This is a genomic window from Pseudomonas ceruminis (assembly GCF_021602025.1).
In the GTDB taxonomy this organism is placed as follows: Bacteria; Pseudomonadota; Gammaproteobacteria; order Pseudomonadales; family Pseudomonadaceae; genus Aquipseudomonas; species Aquipseudomonas ceruminis.
Map to the genome: position 1 here is coordinate 53,613 of NZ_BQHW01000019.1, position 24,052 is coordinate 77,664.

23 protein-coding genes are annotated in these 24,052 nt (G+C 60.7%); 12 read left to right on the top strand and 11 right to left on the bottom strand.

The genetic code is table 11. From position 1 onward, the window contains the following. Nucleotides 1–4 precede the first annotated feature (4 nt). Complete coding sequence (locus L6D80_RS20540) at nt 5–676, top strand: GNAT family N-acetyltransferase (protein WP_176515817.1); 672 nt, start codon at nt 5–7, stop codon at nt 674–676. Nucleotides 677–869: 193 nt separating this feature from the next. Here L6D80_RS20540 and oadA read toward each other — a convergent pair whose 3' ends face one another. Continuing rightward, nucleotides 870–2,678 carry a sodium-extruding oxaloacetate decarboxylase subunit alpha gene (gene oadA / locus L6D80_RS20545; protein WP_054901266.1) on the bottom strand — a complete coding sequence of 603 codons (1,809 nt, stop codon included), beginning with the start codon at nt 2,676–2,678 and terminating at the stop codon, nt 870–872. Nucleotides 2,679–2,689: 11 nt separating this feature from the next. Continuing rightward, nucleotides 2,690–4,105: an acetyl-CoA carboxylase biotin carboxylase subunit gene (locus L6D80_RS20550; RefSeq protein ID WP_054901265.1), complete on the bottom strand. Its 1,416-nt coding sequence runs from the start codon at nt 4,103–4,105 to the stop codon at nt 2,690–2,692. Nucleotides 4,106–4,293: 188 nt separating this feature from the next. Between L6D80_RS20550 and L6D80_RS20555 the strand changes: the two genes are divergently transcribed. Further along, the gene (locus L6D80_RS20555; RefSeq protein WP_054901264.1) at nt 4,294–5,256 is read left to right on the top strand and encodes a LysR family transcriptional regulator; all 963 of its coding nucleotides are present in this window, start codon (nt 4,294–4,296) and stop codon (nt 5,254–5,256) included. Here L6D80_RS20555 and L6D80_RS20560 read toward each other — a convergent pair. Further along, nucleotides 5,198–5,416, bottom strand: coding sequence for a PA3496 family putative envelope integrity protein (locus tag L6D80_RS20560; RefSeq protein ID WP_054901263.1), 219 nt, complete (start codon nt 5,414–5,416; stop codon nt 5,198–5,200). The genes L6D80_RS20555 and L6D80_RS20560 overlap by 59 nt on opposite strands. Nucleotides 5,417–5,527: 111 nt before the next feature. Next, nucleotides 5,528–6,394: a transcriptional regulator HexR gene (gene hexR, locus L6D80_RS20565; protein WP_023383081.1), complete on the bottom strand. Its 867-nt coding sequence runs from the start codon at nt 6,392–6,394 to the stop codon at nt 5,528–5,530. A gap of 103 nt (nt 6,395–6,497) precedes the next feature. On the opposite strand from hexR, the gene zwf reads away from it, so the two are divergent. From zwf to L6D80_RS20590, 5 genes are all read left to right on the top strand, one after another. After that, nucleotides 6,498–7,940: a glucose-6-phosphate dehydrogenase gene (gene zwf / locus L6D80_RS20570; RefSeq protein WP_054901262.1), complete on the top strand. Its 1,443-nt coding sequence runs from the start codon at nt 6,498–6,500 to the stop codon at nt 7,938–7,940. 87 nt (nt 7,941–8,027) lie between these two features. Continuing rightward, complete coding sequence (locus L6D80_RS20575; protein ID WP_054901261.1) at nt 8,028–8,345, top strand: hypothetical protein; 318 nt, start codon at nt 8,028–8,030, stop codon at nt 8,343–8,345. Between the two features lie 136 nt (nt 8,346–8,481). Further along, the gene (gene uvrD / locus L6D80_RS20580) at nt 8,482–10,671 is read left to right on the top strand and encodes a DNA helicase II (protein ID WP_054901260.1); all 2,190 of its coding nucleotides are present in this window, start codon (nt 8,482–8,484) and stop codon (nt 10,669–10,671) included. A 107-nt stretch (nt 10,672–10,778) separates the two neighbouring features. Then, nucleotides 10,779–11,633, top strand: a complete 855-nt coding sequence (locus L6D80_RS20585; protein WP_054901259.1) for a Tim44 domain-containing protein — start codon at nt 10,779–10,781, stop codon at nt 11,631–11,633. Nucleotides 11,634–11,747: 114 nt separating this feature from the next. Further along, complete coding sequence (locus L6D80_RS20590; RefSeq protein ID WP_054901258.1) at nt 11,748–12,155, top strand: SMI1/KNR4 family protein; 408 nt, start codon at nt 11,748–11,750, stop codon at nt 12,153–12,155. Nucleotides 12,156–12,290: 135 nt separating this feature from the next. Here the strand turns inward: L6D80_RS20590 and L6D80_RS20595 are convergent, their stop codons facing one another. Further along, entirely contained in the window at nt 12,291–14,051 is a 1,761-nt protein-coding gene (locus tag L6D80_RS20595; RefSeq protein ID WP_176515815.1) for a cation:proton antiporter, read from the bottom strand. Between the two features lie 329 nt (nt 14,052–14,380). Between L6D80_RS20595 and L6D80_RS20600 the strand changes: the two genes are divergently transcribed. Beyond that, nucleotides 14,381–14,866: an acyl-CoA thioesterase gene (locus L6D80_RS20600; protein WP_054901256.1), complete on the top strand. Its 486-nt coding sequence runs from the start codon at nt 14,381–14,383 to the stop codon at nt 14,864–14,866. Here the strand turns inward: L6D80_RS20600 and pdxY are convergent. Then, entirely contained in the window at nt 14,863–15,735 is an 873-nt protein-coding gene (gene pdxY, locus L6D80_RS20605; protein ID WP_054901255.1) for a pyridoxal kinase PdxY, read from the bottom strand. The two genes, L6D80_RS20600 and pdxY, sit on opposite strands and share 4 nt — an antisense overlap. 120 nt (nt 15,736–15,855) lie before the next feature. Here pdxY and L6D80_RS20610 point away from each other — a divergent pair, with 120 nt between their 5' ends. Next, entirely contained in the window at nt 15,856–16,248 is a 393-nt protein-coding gene (locus L6D80_RS20610; RefSeq protein ID WP_054901254.1) for a DUF3301 domain-containing protein, read from the top strand. A 42-nt stretch (nt 16,249–16,290) separates the two neighbouring features. On the opposite strand, the gene L6D80_RS20615 is transcribed toward L6D80_RS20610, so the two are convergent. Genes L6D80_RS20615 through zigA form a run of 3 tightly spaced genes read right to left on the bottom strand, consistent with a single transcriptional unit; the run spans nt 16,291 to nt 19,137 of the window. Next, on the bottom strand, nt 16,291–17,265 hold the full coding sequence (locus L6D80_RS20615; RefSeq protein ID WP_176515813.1) for a CobW family GTP-binding protein: 975 nt from the start codon (nt 17,263–17,265) through the stop codon (nt 16,291–16,293). Nucleotides 17,266–17,305: 40 nt separating this feature from the next. Continuing rightward, on the bottom strand, nt 17,306–17,932 hold the full coding sequence (locus L6D80_RS20620) for a DUF1826 domain-containing protein (protein WP_176515811.1): 627 nt from the start codon (nt 17,930–17,932) through the stop codon (nt 17,306–17,308). Further along, on the bottom strand, nt 17,929–19,137 hold the full coding sequence (gene zigA, locus L6D80_RS20625; RefSeq protein ID WP_176515809.1) for a zinc metallochaperone GTPase ZigA: 1,209 nt from the start codon (nt 19,135–19,137) through the stop codon (nt 17,929–17,931). The genes L6D80_RS20620 and zigA overlap by 4 nt, the downstream gene beginning before the upstream one ends. Nucleotides 19,138–19,248: 111 nt before the next feature. Between zigA and L6D80_RS20630 the strand changes: the two genes are divergently transcribed. Both L6D80_RS20630 and folE2 read left to right on the top strand, forming a co-directional pair. Continuing rightward, entirely contained in the window at nt 19,249–19,629 is a 381-nt protein-coding gene (locus tag L6D80_RS20630; protein WP_054901348.1) for a hypothetical protein, read from the top strand. 21 nt (nt 19,630–19,650) lie between these two features. Continuing rightward, the gene (gene folE2 / locus L6D80_RS20635; RefSeq protein WP_176515807.1) at nt 19,651–20,538 is read left to right on the top strand and encodes a GTP cyclohydrolase FolE2; all 888 of its coding nucleotides are present in this window, start codon (nt 19,651–19,653) and stop codon (nt 20,536–20,538) included. 3 nt (nt 20,539–20,541) lie between these two features. Here folE2 and L6D80_RS20640 read toward each other — a convergent pair whose 3' ends face one another. Next, nucleotides 20,542–21,069 carry a DUF3617 domain-containing protein gene (locus L6D80_RS20640; protein ID WP_176515805.1) on the bottom strand — a complete coding sequence of 176 codons (528 nt, stop codon included), beginning with the start codon at nt 21,067–21,069 and terminating at the stop codon, nt 20,542–20,544. Between the two features lie 130 nt (nt 21,070–21,199). On the opposite strand from L6D80_RS20640, the gene cls reads away from it, so the two are divergent. Next, complete coding sequence (gene cls, locus L6D80_RS20645) at nt 21,200–22,639, top strand: cardiolipin synthase (protein ID WP_054901248.1); 1,440 nt, start codon at nt 21,200–21,202, stop codon at nt 22,637–22,639. Nucleotides 22,640–22,675: 36 nt separating this feature from the next. On the opposite strand, the gene cfaB is transcribed toward cls, so the two are convergent. Further along, complete coding sequence (gene cfaB / locus L6D80_RS20650; protein WP_176515803.1) at nt 22,676–23,860, bottom strand: C17 cyclopropane fatty acid synthase CfaB; 1,185 nt, start codon at nt 23,858–23,860, stop codon at nt 22,676–22,678. Between the last annotated feature and the right edge of the window lie 192 nt (nt 23,861–24,052).

Below are 24,052 nucleotides of genomic sequence, written 5' to 3' on the forward strand. Positions count from 1 at the left end.
GATCATGACTGACGCATTGCACTGGGAACCTGCCAGAACGCCCGAGGCCACCCCCCTCGATGGCCGCTTCATTCGCCTGGAAAAGCTCGACCCTGCGCGCCATGGCAACGACCTCTGGGAGGTGTTGCAAGGCCCGGACTCCGATCCGGTGCTGTGGGACTACCTGCCCTACGGCCCGTTCACTGAGCGCGCGGCCTTCGACCGCTGGCTGGAGGGGAATGCCGCCGGCCACGACCCGCTGTACTACACGGTAATCGACCGCGCCAGCAACCAGGCGCAAGGCATCCTCACGTTGATGTCGATCGTGCCCGACCACGGCCGCATCGAGATCGGCCACATCGCCTTTGGCGCAGCCATGCAGCGCACCCCCAAAAGCACCGAGGCGGTCTACCTGCTGGGCAAGCTCGCCTTCGAGCTGGGCAACCGCCGCCTGGAATGGAAGTGCAACAACGCCAATGCCCGGTCCAAGCGCGCGGCCGAGCGGTTCGGCTTTCAGTTCGAGGGTGTGTTTCGCAAGCACCTGGTGGTCAAGGACCACAACCGGGATACGGCGTGGTATTCGATTACCGATGATGAATGGCCACAGGTGGCAGCGGGCTTCGAGCGCTGGTTGAGCGAAGAGAATCAGCAGCCAGGGGGGCAGGTGCAGACGCTCGAGGCGTGCCGTAACGCCTGAGCGCAGACTTGCCCCGCGAAAGCGGCATCGCAGTGGTAAGTAACGGCTTGGCTGGTGTTCGCGGGGCAAGCCCACTCCCACAAGCACGGCCTCAACGCCAGGAAGTTCACGAGGGCGACCGTGTCGTCAATCCGCATAAAAAAAGGGGAGCATCCGCTCCCCAGAGGTTAACCGCTTGGAGACGAGGGCTCTGTCAGCCCTCGATCTCGATCAGGATCTCACCCGGCGTCACACGATCGCCCTTGGCCACGTGGATGGCCACGACCTTGCCGGCGATGGCCGCCTGCACCTCGGTTTCCATCTTCATCGCTTCAGTGATCAGCACGGCCTGGCCGGCTTTGACCATGTCGCCTTCCTTGACCAGCACATCGACGATGTTGCCTGGCATGGTGGTGCTGACGTGGCCTGGGGCGCTGGCCTGCTTGCGCTTGCTGCTGCCACCCCCGACAAACTCGTTGAGCGGCTCGAACACGACCTCTTCCGGCATGCCGTCGATCGACAGATAGAAGTGACGCTTGCCTTCGGCCTTGACGCCCACGCCGGTGATGTCGACACGGTAGGTTTCACCGTGTACGTCGATGACGAACTCGGTCGGCACGCCTTCACCGCCCGGGGCAGCCACGGCGCCAGCTTCCGGGATCGGCAGCAGGGCCTCGGGGGCCAGCGTGCCGGCTTCACGCTCCTCGAGGAACTTGCGGCCGATGTCCGGGAACATGGCGAAGGTCAGCACATCCTCCTCAGAATGCGCCAGGGCACCGATGTCGGCACGCAGCTTGGCCATCTCCGGCTTGAGCAAGTCGGCGGGACGCACGTCGATCACGTCTTCACTGCCGATCGCCTGACGGCGTAGTTGCTCATTGACCACGCCAGGGGCCTTGCCGTAACCGCCCTGCAGGTACAGCTTCACCTCGTTGGTGATGGTCTTGTAGCGCTCGCCGGCCAGCACGTTGAAGAATGCCTGGGTGCCGACGATCTGCGAGGTCGGCGTAACCAGCGGCGGGAAGCCAAGGTCTTCACGCACACGGGGGATCTCCGCCAGCACTTCGTTCATACGGTTGAGGGCGCCCTGCTCCTTGAGCTGGTTGGCCAGGTTGGAAATCATGCCGCCTGGCACCTGGTTGACCTGCACGCGGGTGTCCACCGCGGTGAACTCGCTTTCGAACTGGTGATATTTCTTGCGCACGGCATAGAAGTACAGGCCGATTTCCTGCAAAAGCTCCAGGTCCAGGCCGGTATCGAACTCGCTGCCCTTGAGCGCAGCGACCATCGATTCGGTGCCCGGGTGGCTGGTGCCCCAGGCGAAGCTGGAAATCGCGGTGTCGATATGGTCGGCGCCATTTTCCACGGCCTTGAGCTGGCACATGGCAGCCAGGCCGGCGGTGTCATGGGAGTGGATGAACACTGGCAGCGACTGCTCGGCTTTCAGCGCCTTGACCAGCTCGCCCGTGGCGTAAGGGGTCAGCAGGCCGGCCATGTCCTTGATCGCCACCGAGTCGCAACCCATGGCTTCCATCTGCTTGGCCTGCTTCACGAAGGCTTCGATGGTATGCACCGGGCTGGTGGTGTAGGCGATGGTGCCCTGGGCATGCTTGCCTGCAGCCTTCACGGCCTCGATGGCAACACGCAGGTTACGCACGTCGTTCATGGCATCGAAGATGCGGAACACGTCGATGCCGTTGACTGCGGCCTTGGCAACGAAGGCCTTGACCACGTCGTCGCTGTAGTGGCGGTAGCCCAGCAGGTTCTGCCCACGCAGGAGCATCTGCAGGCGGGTGTTGGGCAATGCGTTGCGCAGTTTGCGCAGGCGTTCCCACGGGTCTTCCTTGAGGAAGCGCACGCAGGCATCGAAGGTGGCGCCACCCCAGACTTCCAGCGACCAGTAGCCGACCTTGTCGAGCTTGTCACAGATCGGCAGCATGTCTTCGGTACGCATGCGAGTGGCCAGCAGGGACTGGTGGGCGTCGCGCAGGATCGTGTCGGTTACGTGAATTTTCTTGGACATTATAGGGTTCCTCACAGGCCTGCGTGGGCGGCGATGGCAGCGGCGATGGCCAGGGCCAGCTCTTCGGGTTTGCGCTTGATCGAGTAGTTGGTCAGTTCAGGATGGCTTTCGACGAAGCTGGTATTGAACTGGCCGCTACGGAATTCGGGATTGCGCAAGATTTCCTGGTAATACGCGGCGGTGGTCTTGACCCCTTGCACACGCATGTCGTCCAGGGCACGCAGGCCGCGGTCCATGGCTTCTTCCCAGGTCAACGCCCACACCACCAGCTTCAGGCACATCGAGTCGTAGAACGGCGGAATGGTGTAGCCGGTGTAGATCGCCGTGTCGGTGCGCACACCTGGGCCGCCGGGGGCGTAGTAACGGGTGATCTTGCCGAAGCTTGGCAGGAAGTTGTTCTTCGGGTCTTCGGCGTTGATGCGAAACTGCAACGCGTAACCACGGTGCTGGATGTCTTCCTGCTTGACCGACAGCGGCAGACCCGAGGCAATGCGAATCTGCTCACGAACGATGTCGATACCGGTGATTTCTTCGGTGATGGTGTGTTCCACCTGCACGCGGGTGTTCATCTCCATGAAGTACACCTCGCCATCGGCGAGCAGAAACTCCACGGTACCGGCGTTCTCGTAGTCCACGGCCTTGGCGGCACGCACGGCCAGGTCGCCGATGTAGGCACGCTGTTCGGGGGTGAGCTGCGGGCTTGGGGCAATTTCGATCAATTTCTGGTTGCGACGCTGGATCGAGCAATCGCGCTCGAACAGGTGGACCACGTTGCCGAAGCTGTCACCCAGAATCTGCGCTTCGATGTGCTTGGGATTGACGATGCACTTTTCCAGAAACACTTCCGCCGAACCGAAGGCCTTAGTGGCCTCGGAGATCACCCGGGGGAAGTTCTGCTCCAGCTCTTCGCGACTATTGCAACGGCGAATCCCGCGCCCACCGCCGCCAGAGGTGGCCTTGAGCATTACCGGGTAACCGATGCGGTCACCTTCGCTGAGGGCTTCGTGGATATCGGCAACGTTGCCTTCGGTGCCGGGGGTGACAGGTACCCCTGCCTTGATCATGGTGCGGCGCGCTTCAGTCTTGTCGCCCATGCGGCGAATCACATCGGCGGCCGGGCCGATGAACTTGATCCCGCGCTCGGCGCAGATCTCTGCCAGTTCAGCGTTTTCCGACAGGAAACCGTAGCCCGGGTGCAGGGCATCACAGCCGGTCTCCACAGCAAGGTTGACCAGCTTGCGCGGGTTCAGGTAACCGGCCAGCGGTTCGGCACCAATGCTGTAGGCCTCGTCGGCGCGCTTGACGTGCAAGGCGTGACGGTCGGCGTCGGAATAGATCGCGACAGAGCGAATGCCCATCTCGGCGCAGGCACGCACGATCCGAACTGCGATTTCACCCCGGTTGGCGATCAGGATTTTTTTTATCACTGGAGTCTTCCCAAAGCCGTAGGAACATACGAGCCGGTTCTACCGTCGGCGCGTGACCAGACGTCGCTGGCCAGTCGCATATTCACCCTAGCGCTGAAGGTTGATAAACAAAAATCAATATTTGTTAGGGGCTCTATTAGCAAAAGCTTATAGTTCAGTAACAAGGTTTTGCCGGAGCCTGGGGAAAAATGCGTAAGTCCTTGATGCGTATGACGTTGCGTCAACTGCAAATCTTCAATGAGGTGTGTGATTTACGCTCCTACAGCCGTGCTGCGGAGGAAATGGCGCTAACGCAACCCGCCGTTAGTCTACAGATTCGTCAACTGGAGGAATTGGTGGGCCAACCGTTGTTCGAGTATGTGGGCAAGAAGCTATACCTGACCGAAGCAGCCGAGGCGCTGCAACGCGCCAGCCGGGATATCTTCGGCCGCCTGGAAAGCCTCGACATGCAACTGTCCGACATGCAGGGCTCACTGCAGGGGCAGTTGAAACTGGCGATCGAGTCCAGCGCCAAGTACTTCGTGCCACACCTGTTCGCTGCCTTCAAGCAACGTCACCCGGAGGTCAACCTGACGCTCACGGTAGTCAACCGGGCCCAGGCGATCAGGCGCCTTTCCGACAATCGCGACGACTTGATCATCATGTCCATGGTCCCGCAGGACATGGGCCTGGAGTTTCTGCCGTTTCTCAACAACCCGATCGTCGCCGTGGCGCCGCCGGATCACCCCCTGTGCAAGCTCGAGCAACTGCGCTTGCAAGACCTGGAACCTCATACCCTGCTAGTCCGGGAACAGGGCTCGGGCACGCGCAAGGCCTGCGAAGAGTACTTCAAGGACAAGCGCGTGCATTTCACCCAGACCCTGGAAGTCGCCTCAGCCGATGCACAGCGCGAATGCGTGATCGCGGGCCTGGGTATCGCCCTGCTGACCCGCCATGCATTGAACATGGAACTGGCCACTGGCGTGCTCAAGGAGCTGCCGGTCGAAGAACTGCCCCTGTACCGCAGTTGGTGCGTGGTGCAGTCCAAGGCCAAGCGACAATCGCCAGTGGCGTTGGCGTTCCTGACGTTCATTCGCAGCGAACGCGCGCTGATCAGCGCGATTGTTGAGCGCTTTTCGGGGAAGTTGCCGCCGAAGCCTGCCACACCGTAAGCGCTTGCAGCTCCGGGTAGTCCGCCAGGTCGCGCAGCAGTTGCCGCTGGTCGCAATAGCTTTCGATCGCACGGCGGTATTCCATGCGGCGCTGATCCTTTTCTTGCTGTTTGCGAGCCTTGGCGGTGGGTTGGTAAGAGCCATCGAAGTCACGAGCCATTGCCTGTCTCCCTGATCGAGTGCGGGAGCTTCAGACTGGCTTCAGTGGTTTACCGTTTTGCTGAGGTAAGGTGACAAATCGGTGAAATTTGCAGGCGAAGGCGAGCCGCTATCAGTCATCCATCGCTTTGATCGACTTGGGCGACAGGCGCAGGCTGCGCAAACTGCGCTTCACGCTCTTGAGGTGATTGACCAGGCTCGGCCCACGCGCCATGGCCACACCCATGGCCAGCACGTCGATGACGACCAGGTGGGCAATACGCGAGGTCAACGGCGTGTAGATTTCAGTGTCTTCGTGCACATCGATTGCCAGGTTGACGGTCGAAAGCTCTGCCAATGGCGTCTGGCTCGGGCACAAGGTAATCAGATTGGCACCGCTTTCACGCACCAGGTTGGCGGTGATCAGCAAGTCCTTGGAACGCCCCGACTGCGAAATGCACACCGCCACATCGCCCGGCTTCAACGTCACCGCCGACATCGCCTGCATGTGCGGGTCGGAATACGCCGCTGCGCTGAGCAGCAAACGGAAGAATTTATGCTGGGCATCGGCGGCCACCGCGCCCGAGGCCCCAAACCCATAGAACTCAACACGCTGGGCCTGGGCCATGGCGCTCACCGCCTGCTGCAGCGCCTGCGGGTCGAGGTGCTCACGCACCTCCATCAAGGTGTGCAAGGTGGTGTCGAAGATTTTCAGGCTGTAGTCGGCAACCGAGTCGTCCTCGTGGATGGCGAACTGCCCGAAGCTGGCGCCTGCGGCCAGGCTCTGCGCCAGCTTCAGCTTGAGGTCCTGGAAGCCCGAGCAACCGATCGCCCGGCAGAAGCGCACAATGGTCGGCTCGCTGATGCCTACGCTGTGCGCCAGGTCGGCCATCGAACTGTGCATGACCGCAGCCGGGTCGAGCAGCACATGGTCGGCCACTTTGAGTTCCGATTTGCGCAGCAGGTGGCGCGATTGGGCGATATGTTGCAACAGATTCACGGGCTGGACTCGGTTATGATCGGCTGGCCGGGATGTAGCTTTCTTGTAGTTATACTACATGGACGCCAACCCGCCCAGTTAAACGAACGTGGAGAGTGGTGGTTTGACTATTCCTTGCGACATCATGGTATTCGGCGGCACTGGCGACCTGGCGCTGCACAAGCTCCTGCCGGCGCTCTATCACCTGTATCGCGAGGGGCGTCTGAACATTGCCGTGCGCATCATTGCTTTGGCGCGGCGCAACATATCTCGTAACGACTACGTCAAGCTCGCCGAACGCCATTGCCGGGCGCAAATCGCCCGCAACGACTTCGATGAAGAAGTCTGGCGACGGTTTTCCGCGCGCCTGGACTACTTCCCCATGGATGCCTCGCAAAGCGCCGACTTTGGCCGCCTGGCACGCTACCTGGGCGAATCTGGAGGGCTGACCCGCATCTACTACCTTGCCACCGCCCCCAACCTGTTCGTGCCCATTGCCAACCACTTGCGCGTGGCGGGGCTGGCCGATCACGAAGCGCGTATCGTGCTGGAAAAACCAATCGGCCATTCGCTGGAGTCGGCCACCGCCATCAATGAAGCGATCGGTACGGTGTTCGACGAATCCCAAGTGTTTCGCATCGATCACTACCTGGGCAAGGAAACCGTGCAAAACCTCATGGCCCTGCGCTTTGCCAACGCGCTGCTCGAGCCCGTGTGGCGCAATGGGCAGGTTGACCACGTGCAGATCAGTGTCTGCGAAACCCTCGGTGTCGAGAACCGCGGGGGTTACTACGAGCGCGCCGGCGCAACCCGTGACATGCTGCAGAACCACTTGCTGCAGCTGTTGTGTCTGGTGGCCATGGAGCCGCCTGCACAATTCGAGGCCGAGGCGGTGCGTGACGAAAAGGTGAAGATCTTGCGCGCCCTGAAGCCGATCACTGGCCAGGACGTGCAGGACAAGACCGTGCGCGGCCAGTATGGCGCTGGCCACATTGGCGGCCAGGAAGTGCCTGCCTATTACTTCGAGAAGGACGTGGACAACGACAGCGATACCGAAACCTTCGTCGCCGTCCAGGCCCACATCGACAACTGGCGCTGGGCCGGGGTGCCTTTCTACCTGCGCACCGGCAAACGCATGGCACGGCGCTCGTCGCAGATCGTCATCCAGTTCAAACCCGTACCCCATGAGCTGTTCAGCGGTGGCCAGACCAACCAGCTGTTGATCCAGTTGCAGCCCGACGAGCGCATCAGCCTGCGCATGATGACCAAAAGCCCTGGCAAGGGCATGCGCCTGGAGCCGGTGGACCTCGACCTCAACCTGGCGCAGGTGTTTGGCCAGACCCGCCGCTGGGAGGCCTACGAACGCCTGCTGCTGGACGTGCTGGAGGGTGATTCGACCCTGTTCATGCGACGCGACGAAGTGGAAGCCGCCTGGGCATGGATCGACCCGATCATCAACGGGTGGGAAGAGCATTTCCAGGCCCCGCGCCACTACGCAGCCGGCAGCAATGGCCCGGAGCAGGCCAATAGCCTGCTGGCAAGGCATGGCAGGCATTGGCATAGCTGAAAGCCTGCCCGGTCCCATTGCCCGCTTGCAGCGATGAAAGTAGCACTGCGTCCTTTGGCGCAACGCTCAACTGCAAAGGAATTGGACATGAACACCATCAAGAACGTTTATGCATATAACGACGAAGTACCCGGCGAGCCGACCTGCTTCGAAGTTCAGGGCACTGTGACCGTTGCCCACCCCGGCATCGAACCTGTTCTGGTAGAACCCAAGGTCCGCCACCGCGCAGGCTGGGAAGTGCTCGAGCTGAAACTGCAAGACAACGGTGCCATAGCGCCGCAGGTGGTCACCGAGAAGCCGGTGCTGTTCCGCCGCGAGGGCGCCTGTACGTGGAAACAGCTGGAAATCATTCAGCCTGGGGGTTCGCAGATGGTTGATATCGGGCACCGCGTAGCAGAGGACTGACGCTGCCCCTGCCAGATCGCCACACGGCGATCTGGCTGTGCCCGACGCGTTAAACCCGATCGGTAACAGCACTTGAAGGTGAATATTCATACAGTATGCGTTTGCCCCTTAACCGGCCTGCCCCTAGAATGGCCGGATGCACACAGATGACCTCTCCCTCCTGCTGAATTCCCTCAACGATGCCCAACGCCAGGCCGTCGCGGCCACGCTCGGGCGTCAGCTGGTGCTTGCTGGCGCCGGCTCCGGTAAAACCCGCGTACTGGTACACCGCATCGCCTGGCTGATCCAGGTCGAGCAGGCCTCGCCGCACTCAATCCTGTCGGTGACCTTCACCAACAAGGCGGCGGCCGAGATGCGCCAGCGCATCGAGCAGTTGCTGGGCATCAACCCGGCGGGCATGTGGGTCGGGACCTTCCACGGTCTGGCGCACCGCCTGCTGCGGGCGCACTGGCAGGAAGCGCGTCTGGTACAGAACTTCCAGATTCTCGACAGCGACGACCAGCAGCGACTGGTCAAGCGGGTGATCCGCGAGCTTGGCCTGGACGAGCAACGCTGGCCAGCGCGCCAAGCCCAGTGGTTCATCAACGGGCAAAAGGACGAAGGCCTGCGGCCGCAGCATATCCAGGCCAGTGGCGACCTGTTCCTGGGCACCATGCGCAGCATCTACGAAGCCTACGAACAGGCCTGCGAACGCGCCGGGGTCATCGACTTCTCTGAACTGCTGCTGCGCGCCCTCGACCTGTGGCGCGACCACCCAGGCCTGCTCGAACACTACCAGCGGCGTTTCCGCCACCTGCTGGTGGACGAGTTCCAGGACACCAACGCCGTGCAGTACGCCTGGTTGCGCCTGTTGGCCGGCAAAGGCGGTGGCAGCCTGATGGCAGTGGGCGACGACGACCAGTCGATCTACGGCTGGCGCGGTGCCAAGATCGAAAACATTCACCAGTACACCGCCGACTTCCCCGATGCCGAGATGATCCGCCTGGAGCAGAACTACCGCTCCACCGGCGGCATCCTCAAGGCTGCCAACGCCTTGATCGCCAACAACAGCGGGCGCCTGGGCAAAGAGCTGTGGACCGACCTGGGTGAAGGCGAACCGCTCACGCTGTACGCCGCCTACAACGAGCACGACGAAGCGCGCTATGTGGTCGAAACCATCGAGAGCCTGATCAAGCAAGGCAACTCGCGCAGCGACATCGCCATCCTGTATCGCTCCAACGCCCAGTCCCGGGTACTGGAAGAGGCTTTGCTGCGCGAGCGCATTCCCTACCGTATCTACGGCGGCCAGCGCTTCTTCGAACGTGCCGAAATCAAGAACGCCATGGCTTACCTGCGCCTGCTAGAAGGGCGCGGTAACGACGCGGCCCTCGAGCGAGTGATCAACGTGCCGCCGCGCGGCATCGGTGAAAAGACCGTCGAGGCCATCCGCGAGCATGCCCGTCACAGTCAGCTGTCGATGTGGGGCGCGATGTGCCAGCTGCTGGCCGCCAAGGCCCTTAAAGGCCGTGCTGCCAGCGCCCTGGGTGCCTTCATCGAGCTGATCGAGAACCTGTCGGGCAAAGTCGCCGACATGCCGCTGCACCTGATGACGCAAACCGTTATCGAGCAGTCCGGCCTGATCATCTATCACCAGGAAGAAAAAGGTGAGAAGGGCCAGGCACGGGTAGAAAACCTTGAAGAACTGGTCAGCGCAGCGCGCAACTTCGAGACCAGTGACGATGACGGCGATCTCTCGCCGTTGTCGGCCTTCCTCGGCCACGCCTCGCTGGAAGCCGGCGAAGCGCAGGCCGACGAGCACGAAGACAGCATCCAGCTGATGACGCTGCACAGCGCCAAGGGCCTGGAGTTCCCCTACGTGTTCCTGGTTGGCATGGAAGAAGGCCTGTTCCCGCATAAGATGAGCCTGGAAGAGCCCGGGCGCCTGGAAGAAGAGCGCCGCCTGGCCTACGTGGGCATCACCCGTGCCATGCGCCAGCTGTTCATGACCTATGCCGAAACGCGCCGCCTGTATGGCAGCGAAACCTACAACAAGGTATCCCGTTTCGTACGGGAGATTCCGGCAGGCCTGGTCCAGGAAGTGCGTCTTTCCAACAGCGTCAGCCGCCCGTTCGGCGGTGCGCAGACCACCAGCGCCAGCAGCCTGTTCGCCAATGCCAACATTCCGCAGACCGCCTTCAACCTGGGCCAGCGGGTTCAGCATTCGGTGTTTGGCGAAGGCGTGATCCTCAATTTCGAGGGGTCCGGAGCCCAGGCGCGGGTGCAGGTGAACTTTGCCGAAGGTAGCAAGTGGCTGATGCTGGGGTATGCCAAGCTCGAAGCACTCTGAAACCTGTTACATCAGGCAAAAGCTAGAAACATTATGTCGCTGGTCATGTGCACAGGAACCTGTGCACCATGACGCGCGTGCAATCCACAACAGGGGAAATCCCATTTATGCAACGTTTTCTTAGCATCGCACTGGCGCTCTGCGTCGGCCTGACGCTGAGCCTGGACGCCAACGCCAAGCGTTTCGGCGGCGGCAAGAGCTCGGGCTCCGCGCCTATCCACCAGACCCGCCAGGCCACGCCAACCACGCCTGCCGCCGCGCCGACCGCTCCAGGCAAGGCTCCGGCCGCCGCCAGCGGTGCTTCGCGCTGGCTGGGCCCACTGGCCGGTCTGGCCGCCGGTGGCCTGCTGGCCTCCATGTTCATGGGTGATGGCTTCCAGGGCCTGCAAATCATGGACTTCCTGATCGTCGGCCTGATCGCCTTCCTGGTGTTCCGCTTCATTGCCGCGCGCCGCCGTCAGCAGCAGCCGCAGGTGGCAGCCCCAGGCCATGCGCCGTTCCAGCGTGAAGCGCACGCCCAGCCTGCCCAGCCGTCGATCTTCGGTGGTTCGGCTGCGCCTGGTGCAACCGCCGCACCGGTGATCAACGCCCCGGCCTGGTTCAACGAGCAGAGCTTCCTGGCCGCCGCCCGTAGCCATTTCCAGTCGCTGCAACAGCACTGGGATGCCAACGAGATGGACAAAATCGCCGAGTTCGTCACCCCGCAGATGCTCGAGTTCCTCAAGCGCGAGCGTGCCGACCTGGGTGATGGCTTCCAGTCGACCTACATCGATGACCTGGACGTGCAACTGGACGGTGTCGATGATCGTGCCGACCGTACCGACGCCACCCTGACCTTCCGTGGCGTGTCGAAGACCTCGCGCTTCGACCAGGGCGAAGCGTTCAGCGAAAGCTGGCACATGGTTCGCGCCCAGGGCGAGAACCAGCCTTGGCTGGTCGCCGGTATCCGTCAAAACGGTTAACCGCCGCACGTTGCACAAAAAACCCCGGGCCTGTCCCGGGGTTTTTGCTTTTGCCAGAGCAGGCTACTAGGGTATAACGCGCAACGTTGTCATCAAGGTCAGAGGAAGTGAACCGTGGAAGAAGTGATCGAACAACTCCGTGAAGCCAATGAGCCGGTACCGGTGCCCCTGGAGCTCCCTGACGAAGACCAACTGGTCGAGATCGAGGAACAACTGTTCATCAACATTCCGTTTGTGTTCAAAGAGTTCCTGCTGACCGTCAGCGATGTGGTGTACGGGTCGCTGGAGCCGGTCACTGCTACCGACCCACAGTCCCATACCTACCTGCCCGATGTTGCGGCCAATGCCTGGGACGCGGGCGTACCACGTGATCTGATTCCGCTGTGCCAGGATGGCGATAACTACTATTGCGTCGAGGAAGACGGCACCGTAGTGCTGTGGGATGGCAGCGAAGAAGTCGTGGGCGAAGACAGCTGGGAATCGGTCTGGCACTGGGCCCGGGACGTCTGGCTGGAAAGCTGAGCGAGCATTGCCCACAGAAAGTAATGGCTCATAGCTACTACCTCCCCTTAAAATCGCCAGGCTTTCTGCGCCTGGCGACATCGTTACCGTTCTATCCCCTCGGCCTACGGTGAAGCCTGGCGCAGGGAGCTGTCTTCAGTGCGTATGATCGCGGCTGTTTTCCAGCGTCTCCAGCAAGGCAATCTGCATGCGCGAATGCACGCGGATGAACCAGCGCCACAACACGGCCACTACCACCGCCGCCACCACCGCGATGATCAGCAGCAGTTCGTTGGTCGGCAGGATGCTCGCCGACAACGCCGACAGCAGCAGGAAGATCACCAACAGCGACAGCAGCGGGATCACCTCGGCCACCACCCGACGCACCCGCTGGGTATGTCGCCCGGCCATTTCCGGCTTGACGCTCATTTCGGCCAACAACATCGATAGCGCCTTGAGCTTGCGGTAAGCAGCGATCAGGAACGGAAGCGACAGCAACAGCGCCGCTCCCCAGATCATCGCCTTCTGCTGACTCAGATCGGAGACCCATTCGCTGAGCCAATGGCCGATGCGCGCGGCGAAATAGCCCCCGCTGAAAAAGATCGCGATGACCAACGCAAGGTTTACCCCGACCTGCAGCAGGATGCGCCGGATCATCGCCGCCACCATGGCGCTTTCTCCCTGCGGCTGGATGCTGCGCAACCACTCGCCATACAACGAAAGTACCCGCGTCAAGCGGCTAGGCATTACCTTGCCGAGTTTGAGCGACAGCGGGTCGGCTGCACGGATCAGGTACGGCGTCAGCAGGGTGGTGATGGCTGAAACCGCCACAGCGACGGGGTACAGGAAGTCACTGGTGACCTGCAGGGTCATGCCCAGGGCGGCAATGATGAACGAGAACTCGCCAATCTGGGAAAGCCCCATCCCCACGCGCAGTGACGTGCGACCATCGTTACCTGCAATGAACGCGCCCATGCCGCAGGAAAGCATCTTGCCCAGCACCACGGCGAGGGTGATCACCACGATTGGCCAGGCATAGTCGATAAGCACCTGGGGGTCGATCATCAGGCCGATGGCAACGAAGAAAATGGCGCTGAACAGGTCACGCACGGGCTCGATCAGCTGTTCGATCTTCAGCAATTGCCGCGATTCCGCCATGATCGCACCGATCAGGAAGGCACCCAGTACCATGCTGTATTCGAGCTTGACCACCAGCAGGCAGAAGCCGAAGCACAGGCCAAGCACGGTGATCAGCAGCATCTCGTTGCTTTCGAACTTTGCCACGTAGGCCAGCAGCCGCGGCACCAGCAAGATGCCGATGACCAGCGCCACGATCATGAACAACGACAGCTTGCCCACCGTGGAAAACACCTCGCCGGAGCTGACCGCCCCGCTGACTGCAATCCCTGAAAGCAGGGCAATGATACCGATCCCCAGGATGTCCTCGACGATCAGCACACCGAATATCAGCTGGGCAAACCGCTCGTTCTTCATCTTCAGGTCGTTGAGCGCCTTGACGATGATGGTGGTCGAGGAAATCGCCAGGATGGCACCGAGGAACAGCGAGTCCATGGTGTTCCAGCCGAACCAGCGGCCAATCTCGAACCCGATCCAGATCATCAGGACGATTTCCAGGAACGCTGCGATGAAGGCTGTAGCTCCCACCTTGAACAATTTACGCAGGCTGAACTCCAGCCCCAGGCAGAACATCAGGAAAATGACCCCGAGCTCTGCCAGGGTCTTGATCGTGTCTTCGTCGTGAATCAGGCCGAACGGCGGGGTGTGTGGGCCGATGATGAAGCCGGCGACGATGTAGCCCAGCACAACGGGCTGCTTGAGGCGATGAAAGAGAATCGTCACCACCCCTGCGACCAGCATGATGACTGCCAGATCCTGGATGAAGCTTATGGCATGCATGGCGCGATACTCCTTTCTCGATGCCCGGGCAGACCGCTCCTCTGCCAAGGCAAACCCGAGCGAGCAGCAAGTACATACTGTATTGAATGCAGGAAAGCCCATGTTGCATGGGCGTACTCAGGTTAACATCGCACCCCGCCGCAAAAAGCCGGTGCAATATGTAGAAACAGATCGGCTGATTAACAGCCTCTGATGGCAAGATCAGCGTGACGATGGCGTCTCGGCCAACGTCCCGTATCAGGAAGGCAACCTTAAAGAGGGGAACAGAAGTGTCAGCAGATAACCGCCCCGAACGCCCTGATTCAGCGCAACCTCACCGTGAGCACACTATGGAACCTGGAAACGCCCAGCTGAGCATGACCGTCCTGATGACCCCGGACATGGCCAACTTTTCTGGCAACGTACATGGCGGCACCCTGCTCAAGTACCTCGACGAAGTGGCGTACGCTTGCGCCAGCCGCTATGCCGGCAGCTATGTGGTAACCCTGTCAGTCGACCAGGTGATCTTCCGCGAGCCGGTGCACGTCGGCGAGCTGGTGACTTTCCTCGCCTCGGTCAACTACACCGGCAATACCTCCATGGAGGTTGGCATCAAGGTGGTCACCGAGAACATCCGCGAGCGCTCGGTGCGCCATTCCAACAGTTGCTTCTTCACCATGGTGGCGGTCGATGACAACCGCCGCCCGGTCCCAGTACCGCCGCGCCAGCCGCAGTCCAGCGAGGAAAAACGCCGTTTCCTGCAGGGCCAGCAGCGCCGCCAGATCCGCCAGGAACTGGAAACGCGCTATCAGAACCTGAAGACCGACGCCATTTAAACCGCCAGGCGCTGCGCCTCGAAGCGTACACGCGGGTGAGCGATGCGATCCTGGGCACGCACCAGTTGCAGTTCGTAGCTGGCGCAAGCCTGGGTTTCCAGCAACACCTCATGCACCGCTGCTGCGGTGTACTCGAACGCCTGCAACCAGCTATCGCCCAGCAGCACGCGGGCCAGGAACAGCCCTGACGTCAAATCACCCACCCCAACGGGCTGGCGTGGAAAGGCCAGTAGCGGGCGGCGCAGGTGCCAGCTTGCGTCACGGGTCACCAGCAGCATTTCGAACATCTCTTCGGCGCGCCCCGGGTAGGCCAGGTGCTTGACCAGCACCACTTCTGGCCCACGCTCCAACAGCCCACGGGCCATGCTGACGCAATCTGCCAGCGACTGCGCCCGGCGGCCACAGAAGCTGTCCAGCTCAAGCTGGTTCGGACAGAGGATGTCAGCCTTGGCCGCTGCCTCCTCGAGCAGAAATTCGCTCACCTCCTGCGGGACGATACAACCCTTCTCTGCATGCCCCATGACCGGGTCACACAGGTACAGCGCCTTGGGATTCACGGCCTTGATCCGCTCGACCCCGGCCAGGATCGCACGGCCCTGCTCGGCACTGCCCAGGTAGCCTGAAAGCACGGCATCGCAATGGCCCAGTTCGCCAATGTTGGAAATGCCTTCCACCAGCGCAGGAATTTGCGCCGGAGCAAGCACTTCTCCCGCCCACTGGCCATACTGAGTGTGATTGGAGAACTGCACGGTATTGAGCGGCCAGACATTGACCCCTATACGTTGCATCGGGAACACCGCAGCGCTGTTTCCGGCGTGGCCGAACACCACGTGGGACTGGATGGCGAGCAAGTGCGGGGTACGTTTCATGCGGGCGTTTTCCAAAGCTGTTTCAAGGATTGTGCGTCGCGCAGTATGAACTCGATTGCCACCTGTACGACAGACCAGGGACGCAGTTAAGCTGGATCGACCTGTTTGGAGCATAAGCAAATGTTGACCCTGGAGAATCTCTTCGTCCTGATGCTGCTGGCCACGGCAGGCGCTTGGGTATGGCACAACCATGGTCTGCGCGAAAAGGCCCTGGAGCGGGTCAAGCAGCACTGCGCCAAGCTGGACCTGGAACTGCTCGACGATGCGGTGGCGCTCAAGCGCATAGCGTTCATTCGTGATGCCAACGGCAGGAAGCGCCTGGCCCGGGTGTATGCGTTCGAATTCACCGTCACCGGCGAACAGCGCCATCCAGGTACCGTGACCCAATTTGGCGCCCACAGCGTGCAAATTGAACTGGCACCGTACCCGTTCGAGATCAAGACACCGCCACGGGCCGACAATGTGATCGAGATGCAGCAGTGGCGCCAGGAGCACAATCGCTGGCGTAACTGATCAAGGGGTTTCCTAAACGGCACCGGGGGCTCTGAGGCAGCTTCAGTGCCCGATGACACATTCTGCCAATGCGGCCTGGAGCACCTGCTGCGGCTGGGCCTTGTCGAAAATAAGTTCAAGCCGCGAATCCTTGCGCCAAGCGCTCGGCTGCCAAGCAGGCATGTCCCGCTCCAATGCATTGAAAGACTGCCACCCCTGGGCGCTGTGGATAACTGCCTTGGCTCGCCGCCATGGCCACTGCGCAAGGAAACGCCGCAGGCGCTGCGGATCGAATTGCTGGCTTGGGTGCCAACGCCAGCCGATGCTCCAACCGCCCTCACCTTCCTGAGCCTGGCAGATCGGCTCACGAGGATTTGTCCACAGGCTGCCAGATGCCACCGGCTGAGTCTGCAGAACTGGGTTATCCACAGAAAAATGGCCTTCCACCGCTGTGGATGAAACGGGAAGCTCGCCAAGGGCAAGTCGGCCCTGCGTGGTCCAGAGCCTGTGGACTAATGAAAAGTCTTTATTTATCAACAACCTATGATTTTCATCAACAGCCTCGCTCTTGTTTAGGACCACCAGCGCAGCGGCTTGCATGGCTTCTTGTTGGGCAGCGGGCAAAACCTCGCCGCGCGCCAGCGCTAACGCGTCCACAACCATCACCAATGGCTGTACCGACAGCACTCCAAGCCAGGGCGCCTGGCCCAACTGATTCAACAATTGCAACGGGTGCCCGAGGCCTGACGGCTCGATCAACAGGCGATCAGGGCGTGCCTTGCGAAGCAGGCGGCCCAACCCGACCTGAAACGGCGTGCCATTGACGCAGCACAGACAACCCCCTGCCACCTCGGCAATGGCAATACCGTCTTCGTCCCGGCTCAGCAAGGCTGCATCGATACCCACCTGGCCAAATTCGTTGACCAATACCGCCCATCGCTCGTCAGCGGGGCGCTGAGCCATCAGCTGACGAATCAGGCTGGTCTTGCCGGCGCCCAAGGGGCCGGCGATGACGTGGGTGGGGATGTTTTGCAGCATGGGATCACTTGAACGGTGTGTTGCCTCCCACTATGCCCCGTCACGCCAACCAGTCAAGGCTAAGCAACAGGCGCCGCTGCTCACTGCCTGGCGAGCGGTGGATCAACCCCGCGCCTTCGTTGCCCAACCATTTCTCCCCTTTGAGCACGGCCACCTCCCCAGCCTGGAGGCTACGGATGTTATCCACAGGGGCTTGCGCCCGTTGCAAGCCGTCACGTTCGATCGCGCCCTCTTCCAGCCACTCGCTGCCGGGCCCGATGTAGGTCGTGAGTAGCCGCAAGGGCACGTTATCCACATGGAACCGTGGGCACATCGCGCCCTGCAGCACGCGCAGACGCAGCCCAACCCGGCGTGCGCCCAACAGACAGGTAAACGCCGACACCAACCAGGCCACATCGGCAATGAACCCCTCGTAACCGTGCAAGTCGGCTGCCTCGCGCAGCAACCCGGGCAACACCACGGGTTCATGCTCATTCACATCGACGACCCGCTGATCCGTCAGGGCCTGACCCAGGCTGACCACCAAGGCCGCGAAGTCTTCCAGCTGCGCCGGCAAACGGCGCTGCCAGACAGCCAGATTGACACCATCCTGAAAGACTTCAGTCAGTACCTTGGGAGATTCGCCGAATACCTGGCGGATATCCACAGGTGGACACGCAAGCTTCATGCGGCCTCCTCGCTGTACCACGGGCCGAATGGGTCCTCCATGCGCAGCCACCCCATAGGGCCTAGTGCCATCTCTTCGTCATTCAACAAGCAGGCCTCCAGCTCTGTGGATAACCTGGCAAAGTCGATGTTCTGCCCAATGAACACCAACTCCTGACGGCAGTCGCCGCTCTCGACCGTCCAATGCTTTAGGATGTCCGCCATGCTTTGCTCATCCTGCGGCCACTGCTCGCGCGGTACAAAACGCCACCAGCGCCCGGCCAGGCCGTGGCGCATCATGCCGCCGGCCTGCGACCAGCTGCCGGCCTCCTGGTATTTGCTGGCCAGCCAGAAGAACCCCTTCGAGCGCAGCAAGCGGCCATTGCTCCATTGCTTGTGGATAAAGTCGAAAAAGCGCTGGGGATGCAACGGCCTGCGGGCTTCCCAACTGGTTGCGGCAATGCCGTATTCCTGCGTTTCCGGCACATGCTCACCGCGCATTTCCTGCAACCAGCCAGGTGCCTGTGCCGCCAGATCGAAGTCGAACAGGCCGGTATCGAGGATCCGCTCCAGCGGCACTTGGCCCATCACCATGGGCACGATCTGCGCCCGCGGGTTGAGGCTGCGCAAAATAGCCATGAGCTCTTCGCGCTCGTGCTGGCTGATCAGGTCGATCTTGCTCAGCAGCAGTACGTCAGCGAATTCGACTTGTTCGATCAGCAGGTCCGTGATCGACCGCTCGTCGTCTTCCCCCAAGGTCTCGCCCCGACTCGCCAGGCTATCGGCCGCCTGATAGTCACGCAGGAAGTTCAGGCCATCGACCACCGTGACCATGGTGTCCAACCGCGCCATGTCTGACAGGCTACGGCCTTGCTCGTCGCGGAACGTGAAAGTTTCTGCCACCGGCAGCGGCTCGGAGATCCCCGTGGACTCGATGAGTAAATAATCGAAGCGGCCCTCTTCGGCCAATCGGGCGACTTCTTCCAGCAAGTCCTCACGCAGGGTGCAGCAGATGCAACCGTTGCTCATCTCCACCAGTTTTTCCTCGGCGCGGTTCAAGCTGACGTTGCGCTGTACCTCACTGGCATCGATGTTGATTTCACTCATGTCGTTGACGATCACGGCAACCCGCAGGTTGTCGCGATTACGCAGCACATGGTTGAGCAAGGTGCTTTTGCCGGCCCCCAGGAAGCCGGAAAGCACGGTGACGGGAAGGCGATGGGGCATGGCGAATCCTCTACAGGCGGACGCATTCGAAACGATGCATTGCACAATGTTATAAAGTAACAATACAATTTCGCCAAGTCGTACTCGTCGCAAGAGTACCCGGAGATGGAAATGAACCTGTCACGCGTCATCGTGCTGTTACTGCTTGTCGCACCAGCACCGTTGGTTGCCATGCCGCATGGCGAGAAGTTGCCACTGTGTACGCGCAGCGCAACGCTGGTGGCGTGTGAGGATGGCAACGGCAGCTACTACAGCGTGCGCACAGAAGGTACTCATTTTTACCTGCGTGGTTACGACAGTGCGACACGTCGCCTTTGGGCGCAAACCAATAGCCGTTATGGTTCGCTGACCTTTTTCACCGGCCTGGCCAGTGATGGTGAGGCGTGGGTTGGCTACAGCCGCCGCGTGGGGTGGACAACCTTGAACCGTGTGTCCAGTTCCAGCGGCCAACGTTTCAACCTGCATTGCAGCCTGGTCGGCGGTTGCCGCTGATTTCCCTGCCTGGTATCCAGAATGACAAACCTGACGCTCCCTGACATCGCTGCGCAAACACACCTGGACACGACCCCGCTCGACTGGGTAGGCATGTGCGGTATTGCCGTCCCCATACAGGTCGATGGCCAAAGGGTGGCTGCCAAGGCCGACGCCGGGGTGAGCCTGGTGGATGGCACATCCCGCGGTATTCATATGTCGCGTCTGTATTTGGCGCTTGAGATGCTGGAACAGCAAACGCTGACGCCCTTGGCGATTCGCCGTTTGCTGGCAAGCTTTCTTGCTAGCCATGAGGGCCTCTCCGACGCCGCCTACTTGCGTTTGCGCTTCGAGCACATGTTGAAACGGCCGGCACTTATCAGCCGCTTGTCGGGCTGGAAAAGCTACGCGATAACCATTGATTCGAAGATCGAAAATGAAATGTTCCACGTGGAACTATCGGTGCAGGTGCCTTATTCCTCCACTTGCCCCTGTTCGGCCGCCCTGGCCAGGCAACTGATTCAGGAGCAGTTCCAGAGAGAATTTGCCGAGCGGCCGTTGGATCACTCGGCCGTCTTGGCTTGGCTGGGCAGCAGCGAAGGCATCGTCGCCACCCCACACAGCCAACGCAGCCTAGCCACTGTTCACATACGGTTGAACAGCAATCTGGACTCGCTACCTGTCACCGAACTGATCGATACGGCGGAGGCCAGCCTGGGCACTGCCGTGCAAACCGCCGTTAAACGTGCCGACGAACAAGCATTCGCTTTGGCAAATGGACAGAACCTGATGTTCTGTGAAGACGCCGCACGGCGGTTGCATCAATCGCTGCGTCAGGCTGAGGGGGTGTCGGCCTTCAAGCTTCGCGTGGAACATGCAGAAAGCCTGCATGCCCACGACGCAGTAGCCAGCAGCCAGTGGCGGTGGTGATCATCAAGTACGGGGTTTGACGGTTCCACAGTCACTGCCCAACCAGACAGCGCGGGTGTTCATGCTGCCTTGTTGCTGCACACCCGAAGCATTGAAGGTACCGTTCACCTGGGTTGTGAACTCCTTGTCACTCAGGAAGGTTGCCTGGCCAGTGCCCTGGGCTTTGGGGCAACTGAATTGAAACTTCCAAACATTCCCGGTGCGGTCGGTAATCTTCTGGGTGCACCCTGATTTGGGGTCTTGAAGGGGAATGTCGTTGGTCTGTACCTGCTCCGGCGTCAGGCAGGACCGCACACCATTACCACCCACGGTGATGCCCTGTTTCGCCAGCGTGCCTTCCACCATTGCGCGTTGCTCCGGCGGCAGGTTCTTCAACTGGCCAAGCATGAACTGCATATCGGGCAACGGCTTGCCATCGACCTGCATGTTACTGGTGGTCAGTTCCCACAGGCCGGGTTGCAACATCTGCGCATGCACCAGTGGGCTGCTTAAACCAAAAGCCAGAGCCAACAGTGGCAGACGAATCTTCATGGACCAACGCTCCTCGAAAAGCCGGCCAACGGGCCGGTCTGAGCCTTAGACGCCAAATCCGCTTTCAGGTTGCAAGGCGAGCCTTGAACGTGTTCTGTTATCCGCTGTGTATTCGCCAAGCAGGATGCGTATGGATTACCACAGCCCCTACTTCTTCGGTTATGTGCTCGGCCTCGTTCACTTGCTAGGCATCATTGCTGCGCTGCACGCGGTGTTCACCGTGCGTACCGCCCAAGGCGCAATCGCCTGGGCAATGTCACTGTTCTTCATTCCCTATTTCACCCTGATCCCGTACCTGATCTTCGGCGCCCGCTCCTTCTATGCCTACATCCAGGCAAGGCGCCAGGCCAACCAGGAAATGCACGTGGCCATGGCCAACCTGAACTGGCGGCCTTGGGTCGAAGAGGCATTGACCGCCCGCGAGTCGGAGAGCTACGCCGCCCTGCGCGCCATGCCGAAACTAGGGCGGATGCCCTGCCTGGCCAACAACCAGGTGAAATTGCTGATCGATGGCACAGCCACATTCGACGCCATCTTCGCTGCCATCGACCAGGCTCGCGAGGTGGTGTTGGTACAGTTCTTCATCATTCACAACGACACCATTGGCAAGGCGCTGCAGCAACTCCTGCTGCGCAAAGCGGCCGAGGGTGTGAAGGTGTTCGTGCTGTATGACCGGGTAGGCAGCCATGCTCTGTCCGCCAGCTATAGCCGGGTACTGCGCGAAGGCGGGGTAGAAATCCATGCCTTTGCCACTCGCCGGGGATGGTTCAATCGCTTCCAGGTGAACTTTCGCAACCATCGCAAGATTGTCGTGGTCGATGGCCTGACCGGGTTCATTGGCGGGCATAACGTGGGTGATGAGTACTTGGGCGGCAACCCTCGCCTTTCGCCTTGGCGCGATACCCATGTGCAGATCAGCGGGCCTGTACTGGCTTGCCTGCAAGAGTCGTTCGCCGAGGACTGGTACTGGGCCACGCGCCAGCTCCCGCCGCTGATCCTGCCCGACACCTACCCGGACAACGGTGTGCTGTGCCAAGCGTTGGCCAGCGGCCCTGCAGACCCGCAGGAAACCTGCTCACTGTTCTTCCTCGAAGCGATCCACTCTGCGACCCGGCGAGTATGGATCACCAGCCCGTATTTCATCCCCGACGAAGCCGTGTTCGCCGCGTTACGCCTGGCCGTGCTGCGGGGCGTGGATGTGCGGATCCTGATCCCTTCCCGCCCCGATCACCGTATCGTCTACGCAGCCTCCAGCCTATTCGCGTTCGAAGCGGTACGGGCAGGCGTGCGCATGTTCCGCTACCAGCCAGGTTTTCTGCATCAGAAGGTGGTGTTGGTGGACGATGACGTCAGCGCGATCGGCAGTGCCAACCTGGACAACCGGTCTTTCCGACTCAACTTCGAAATCACCTTGCTGACCGTCGACCGCGCCTTTGCCGATCAGGTCGAGGCGATGTTGATCGAAGACTTCGAGCAGGCGGTGGAAATTACTGCCGAAGACAGCCGCGATACCCACCGCATTCAGCAACTGGGCATGCGCATCGCACGTTTGATTTCACCGATTCTGTAAAGAAACCGGGGCCGCTTGCGGCCCCGTTTCAGGGTGTCAGCGATACAGGTCTTCGCGCGTCCAGGGCAGGTCATGGTGCCCATCGGCGTAGGGTTTCACCGCAAGGATCTGGTGCAGGTTGATCCAGCCCTTCTGGAAGGCATAGGCACAGCCGGCCAGGTACAGACGCCAGATGCGCAAGGTTTTCTCCGGCACCAACGCGGCGGCCTTGTGTAGCTGGTTTTCCAGGTTCTCGCTCCAATGATGCAGCGTCTTGGCGTAATGCAGGCGCAAGCTCTCGACATCCACTACCTCAAGCCCTGCTTCACAAATGTTCGCGCTGATCATCGACAGGTGGGGAAGCTCCCCATGGGGGAACACGTAACGATCGATGAAGTCACCCGCACCACGCCCGACTGGCCGCCCATCGACGTGCTTGGCGGTGATGCCGTGGTTCATCACCAGGCCACCTTCTCGAACGGCGCCGAACAGCTTCTGGCAGTACAGCGCCAGGTTGGCATGCCCCACGTGTTCGAACATGCCGACACTCACCACCTTGTCGAAGCGGCCATCCTGGGGCAAGTCGCGGTAATCAAGAATCTGCAGGTCGACCTTGCCACTCAACCCCTCCTTCTTGACGCGCTCACGCCCAAGCTTGAGTTGCTCTTTGCTCAACGTGATGCCGAACACTTTGGCGCCGTATTCGCGTGCGGCAAAGCGTGACAGCCCACCCCAACCGCAACCGACATCGAGCAGATAGTCCCCTTCCTGCAGGCGCAGCTTGCGACACAGGTGGTCGAACTTGTCCTGTTGCGCCTGATCCAGTGTGTTGTCCTGCTCACGGAAGTAAGCACAGGAGTAAGCCATGTCCTGGTCGAGCCACAGCTTGTAGAACTCGTTGGACACGTCGTAGTGGTAGGAGATGGCCTCGGCATCGGTGGTCTTGTCGTGCGCCATACGCTGGGGAGGTGCTTCATCCTCATCGGTCAGCAGGGCTTCGCTCAACTCGTCGCAGACGCGAATGGCTTCGCCGATATCGCCTTCCAGCTCCAGCTTGCCTTCAACGAAAGCGGTGCCTAGTTGATCCATGCTTGGATGGGTCAGCTGAGTAATCAGCTGCGGCTCCTTCACCAGAATCGTGACCTGAGGGCTGGGCCCCAGATCGAACTCATTACCGTCCCACAGTTTAAGGCGCAGAGGCAGGTGAAGACTCTGCAACGCCGGTGGAAGTTGCGCAAGCATGAACGACCCTCCTTTCCATTTTGGGTACGACGCATGATGTTTCGAACGCCACCGAAATAGAGTAGTTCATTCAGCCAAGGTTTCCGCTAACCAAGACCAAGGTCTAGAGCGGCCGGCGCTCATCCACACTCTAGATTGTATACAATTCCCCGCGCTCAGCTTAACCTTGTGCCCCTCTCGCACTTCTTCATC

Coding starts and splice junctions, on each gene's coding strand:
- L6D80_RS20555 (WP_054901264.1), top strand. CDS start 4,294: ATGCGTAAGTCCTTGATGCGTATGACGTTGCGTCAACTGCAAATCTTC.
- L6D80_RS20560 (WP_054901263.1), bottom strand. CDS start 5,416: ATGGCTCGTGACTTCGATGGCTCTTACCAACCCACCGCCAAGGCTCGC.
- L6D80_RS20620 (WP_176515811.1), bottom strand. CDS start 17,932: ATGAAGCTTGCGTGTCCACCTGTGGATATCCGCCAGGTATTCGGCGAA.
- folE2 (WP_176515807.1), top strand. CDS start 19,651: ATGACAAACCTGACGCTCCCTGACATCGCTGCGCAAACACACCTGGAC.
- L6D80_RS20585 (WP_054901259.1), top strand. CDS start 10,779: ATGCAACGTTTTCTTAGCATCGCACTGGCGCTCTGCGTCGGCCTGACG.
- uvrD (WP_054901260.1), top strand. CDS start 8,482: ATGCACACAGATGACCTCTCCCTCCTGCTGAATTCCCTCAACGATGCC.
- L6D80_RS20600 (WP_054901256.1), top strand. CDS start 14,381: ATGGAACCTGGAAACGCCCAGCTGAGCATGACCGTCCTGATGACCCCG.
- L6D80_RS20640 (WP_176515805.1), bottom strand. CDS start 21,069: ATGAAGATTCGTCTGCCACTGTTGGCTCTGGCTTTTGGTTTAAGCAGC.
- L6D80_RS20575 (WP_054901261.1), top strand. CDS start 8,028: ATGAACACCATCAAGAACGTTTATGCATATAACGACGAAGTACCCGGC.
- zigA (WP_176515809.1), bottom strand. CDS start 19,137: ATGCCCCATCGCCTTCCCGTCACCGTGCTTTCCGGCTTCCTGGGGGCC.
- L6D80_RS20630 (WP_054901348.1), top strand. CDS start 19,249: ATGAACCTGTCACGCGTCATCGTGCTGTTACTGCTTGTCGCACCAGCA.
- L6D80_RS20595 (WP_176515815.1), bottom strand. CDS start 14,051: ATGCATGCCATAAGCTTCATCCAGGATCTGGCAGTCATCATGCTGGTC.
- cfaB (WP_176515803.1), bottom strand. CDS start 23,860: ATGCTTGCGCAACTTCCACCGGCGTTGCAGAGTCTTCACCTGCCTCTG.
- oadA (WP_054901266.1), bottom strand. CDS start 2,678: ATGTCCAAGAAAATTCACGTAACCGACACGATCCTGCGCGACGCCCAC.
- pdxY (WP_054901255.1), bottom strand. CDS start 15,735: ATGAAACGTACCCCGCACTTGCTCGCCATCCAGTCCCACGTGGTGTTC.
- L6D80_RS20610 (WP_054901254.1), top strand. CDS start 15,856: ATGTTGACCCTGGAGAATCTCTTCGTCCTGATGCTGCTGGCCACGGCA.
- L6D80_RS20615 (WP_176515813.1), bottom strand. CDS start 17,265: ATGCTGCAAAACATCCCCACCCACGTCATCGCCGGCCCCTTGGGCGCC.
- L6D80_RS20540 (WP_176515817.1), top strand. CDS start 5: ATGACTGACGCATTGCACTGGGAACCTGCCAGAACGCCCGAGGCCACC.
- cls (WP_054901248.1), top strand. CDS start 21,200: ATGGATTACCACAGCCCCTACTTCTTCGGTTATGTGCTCGGCCTCGTT.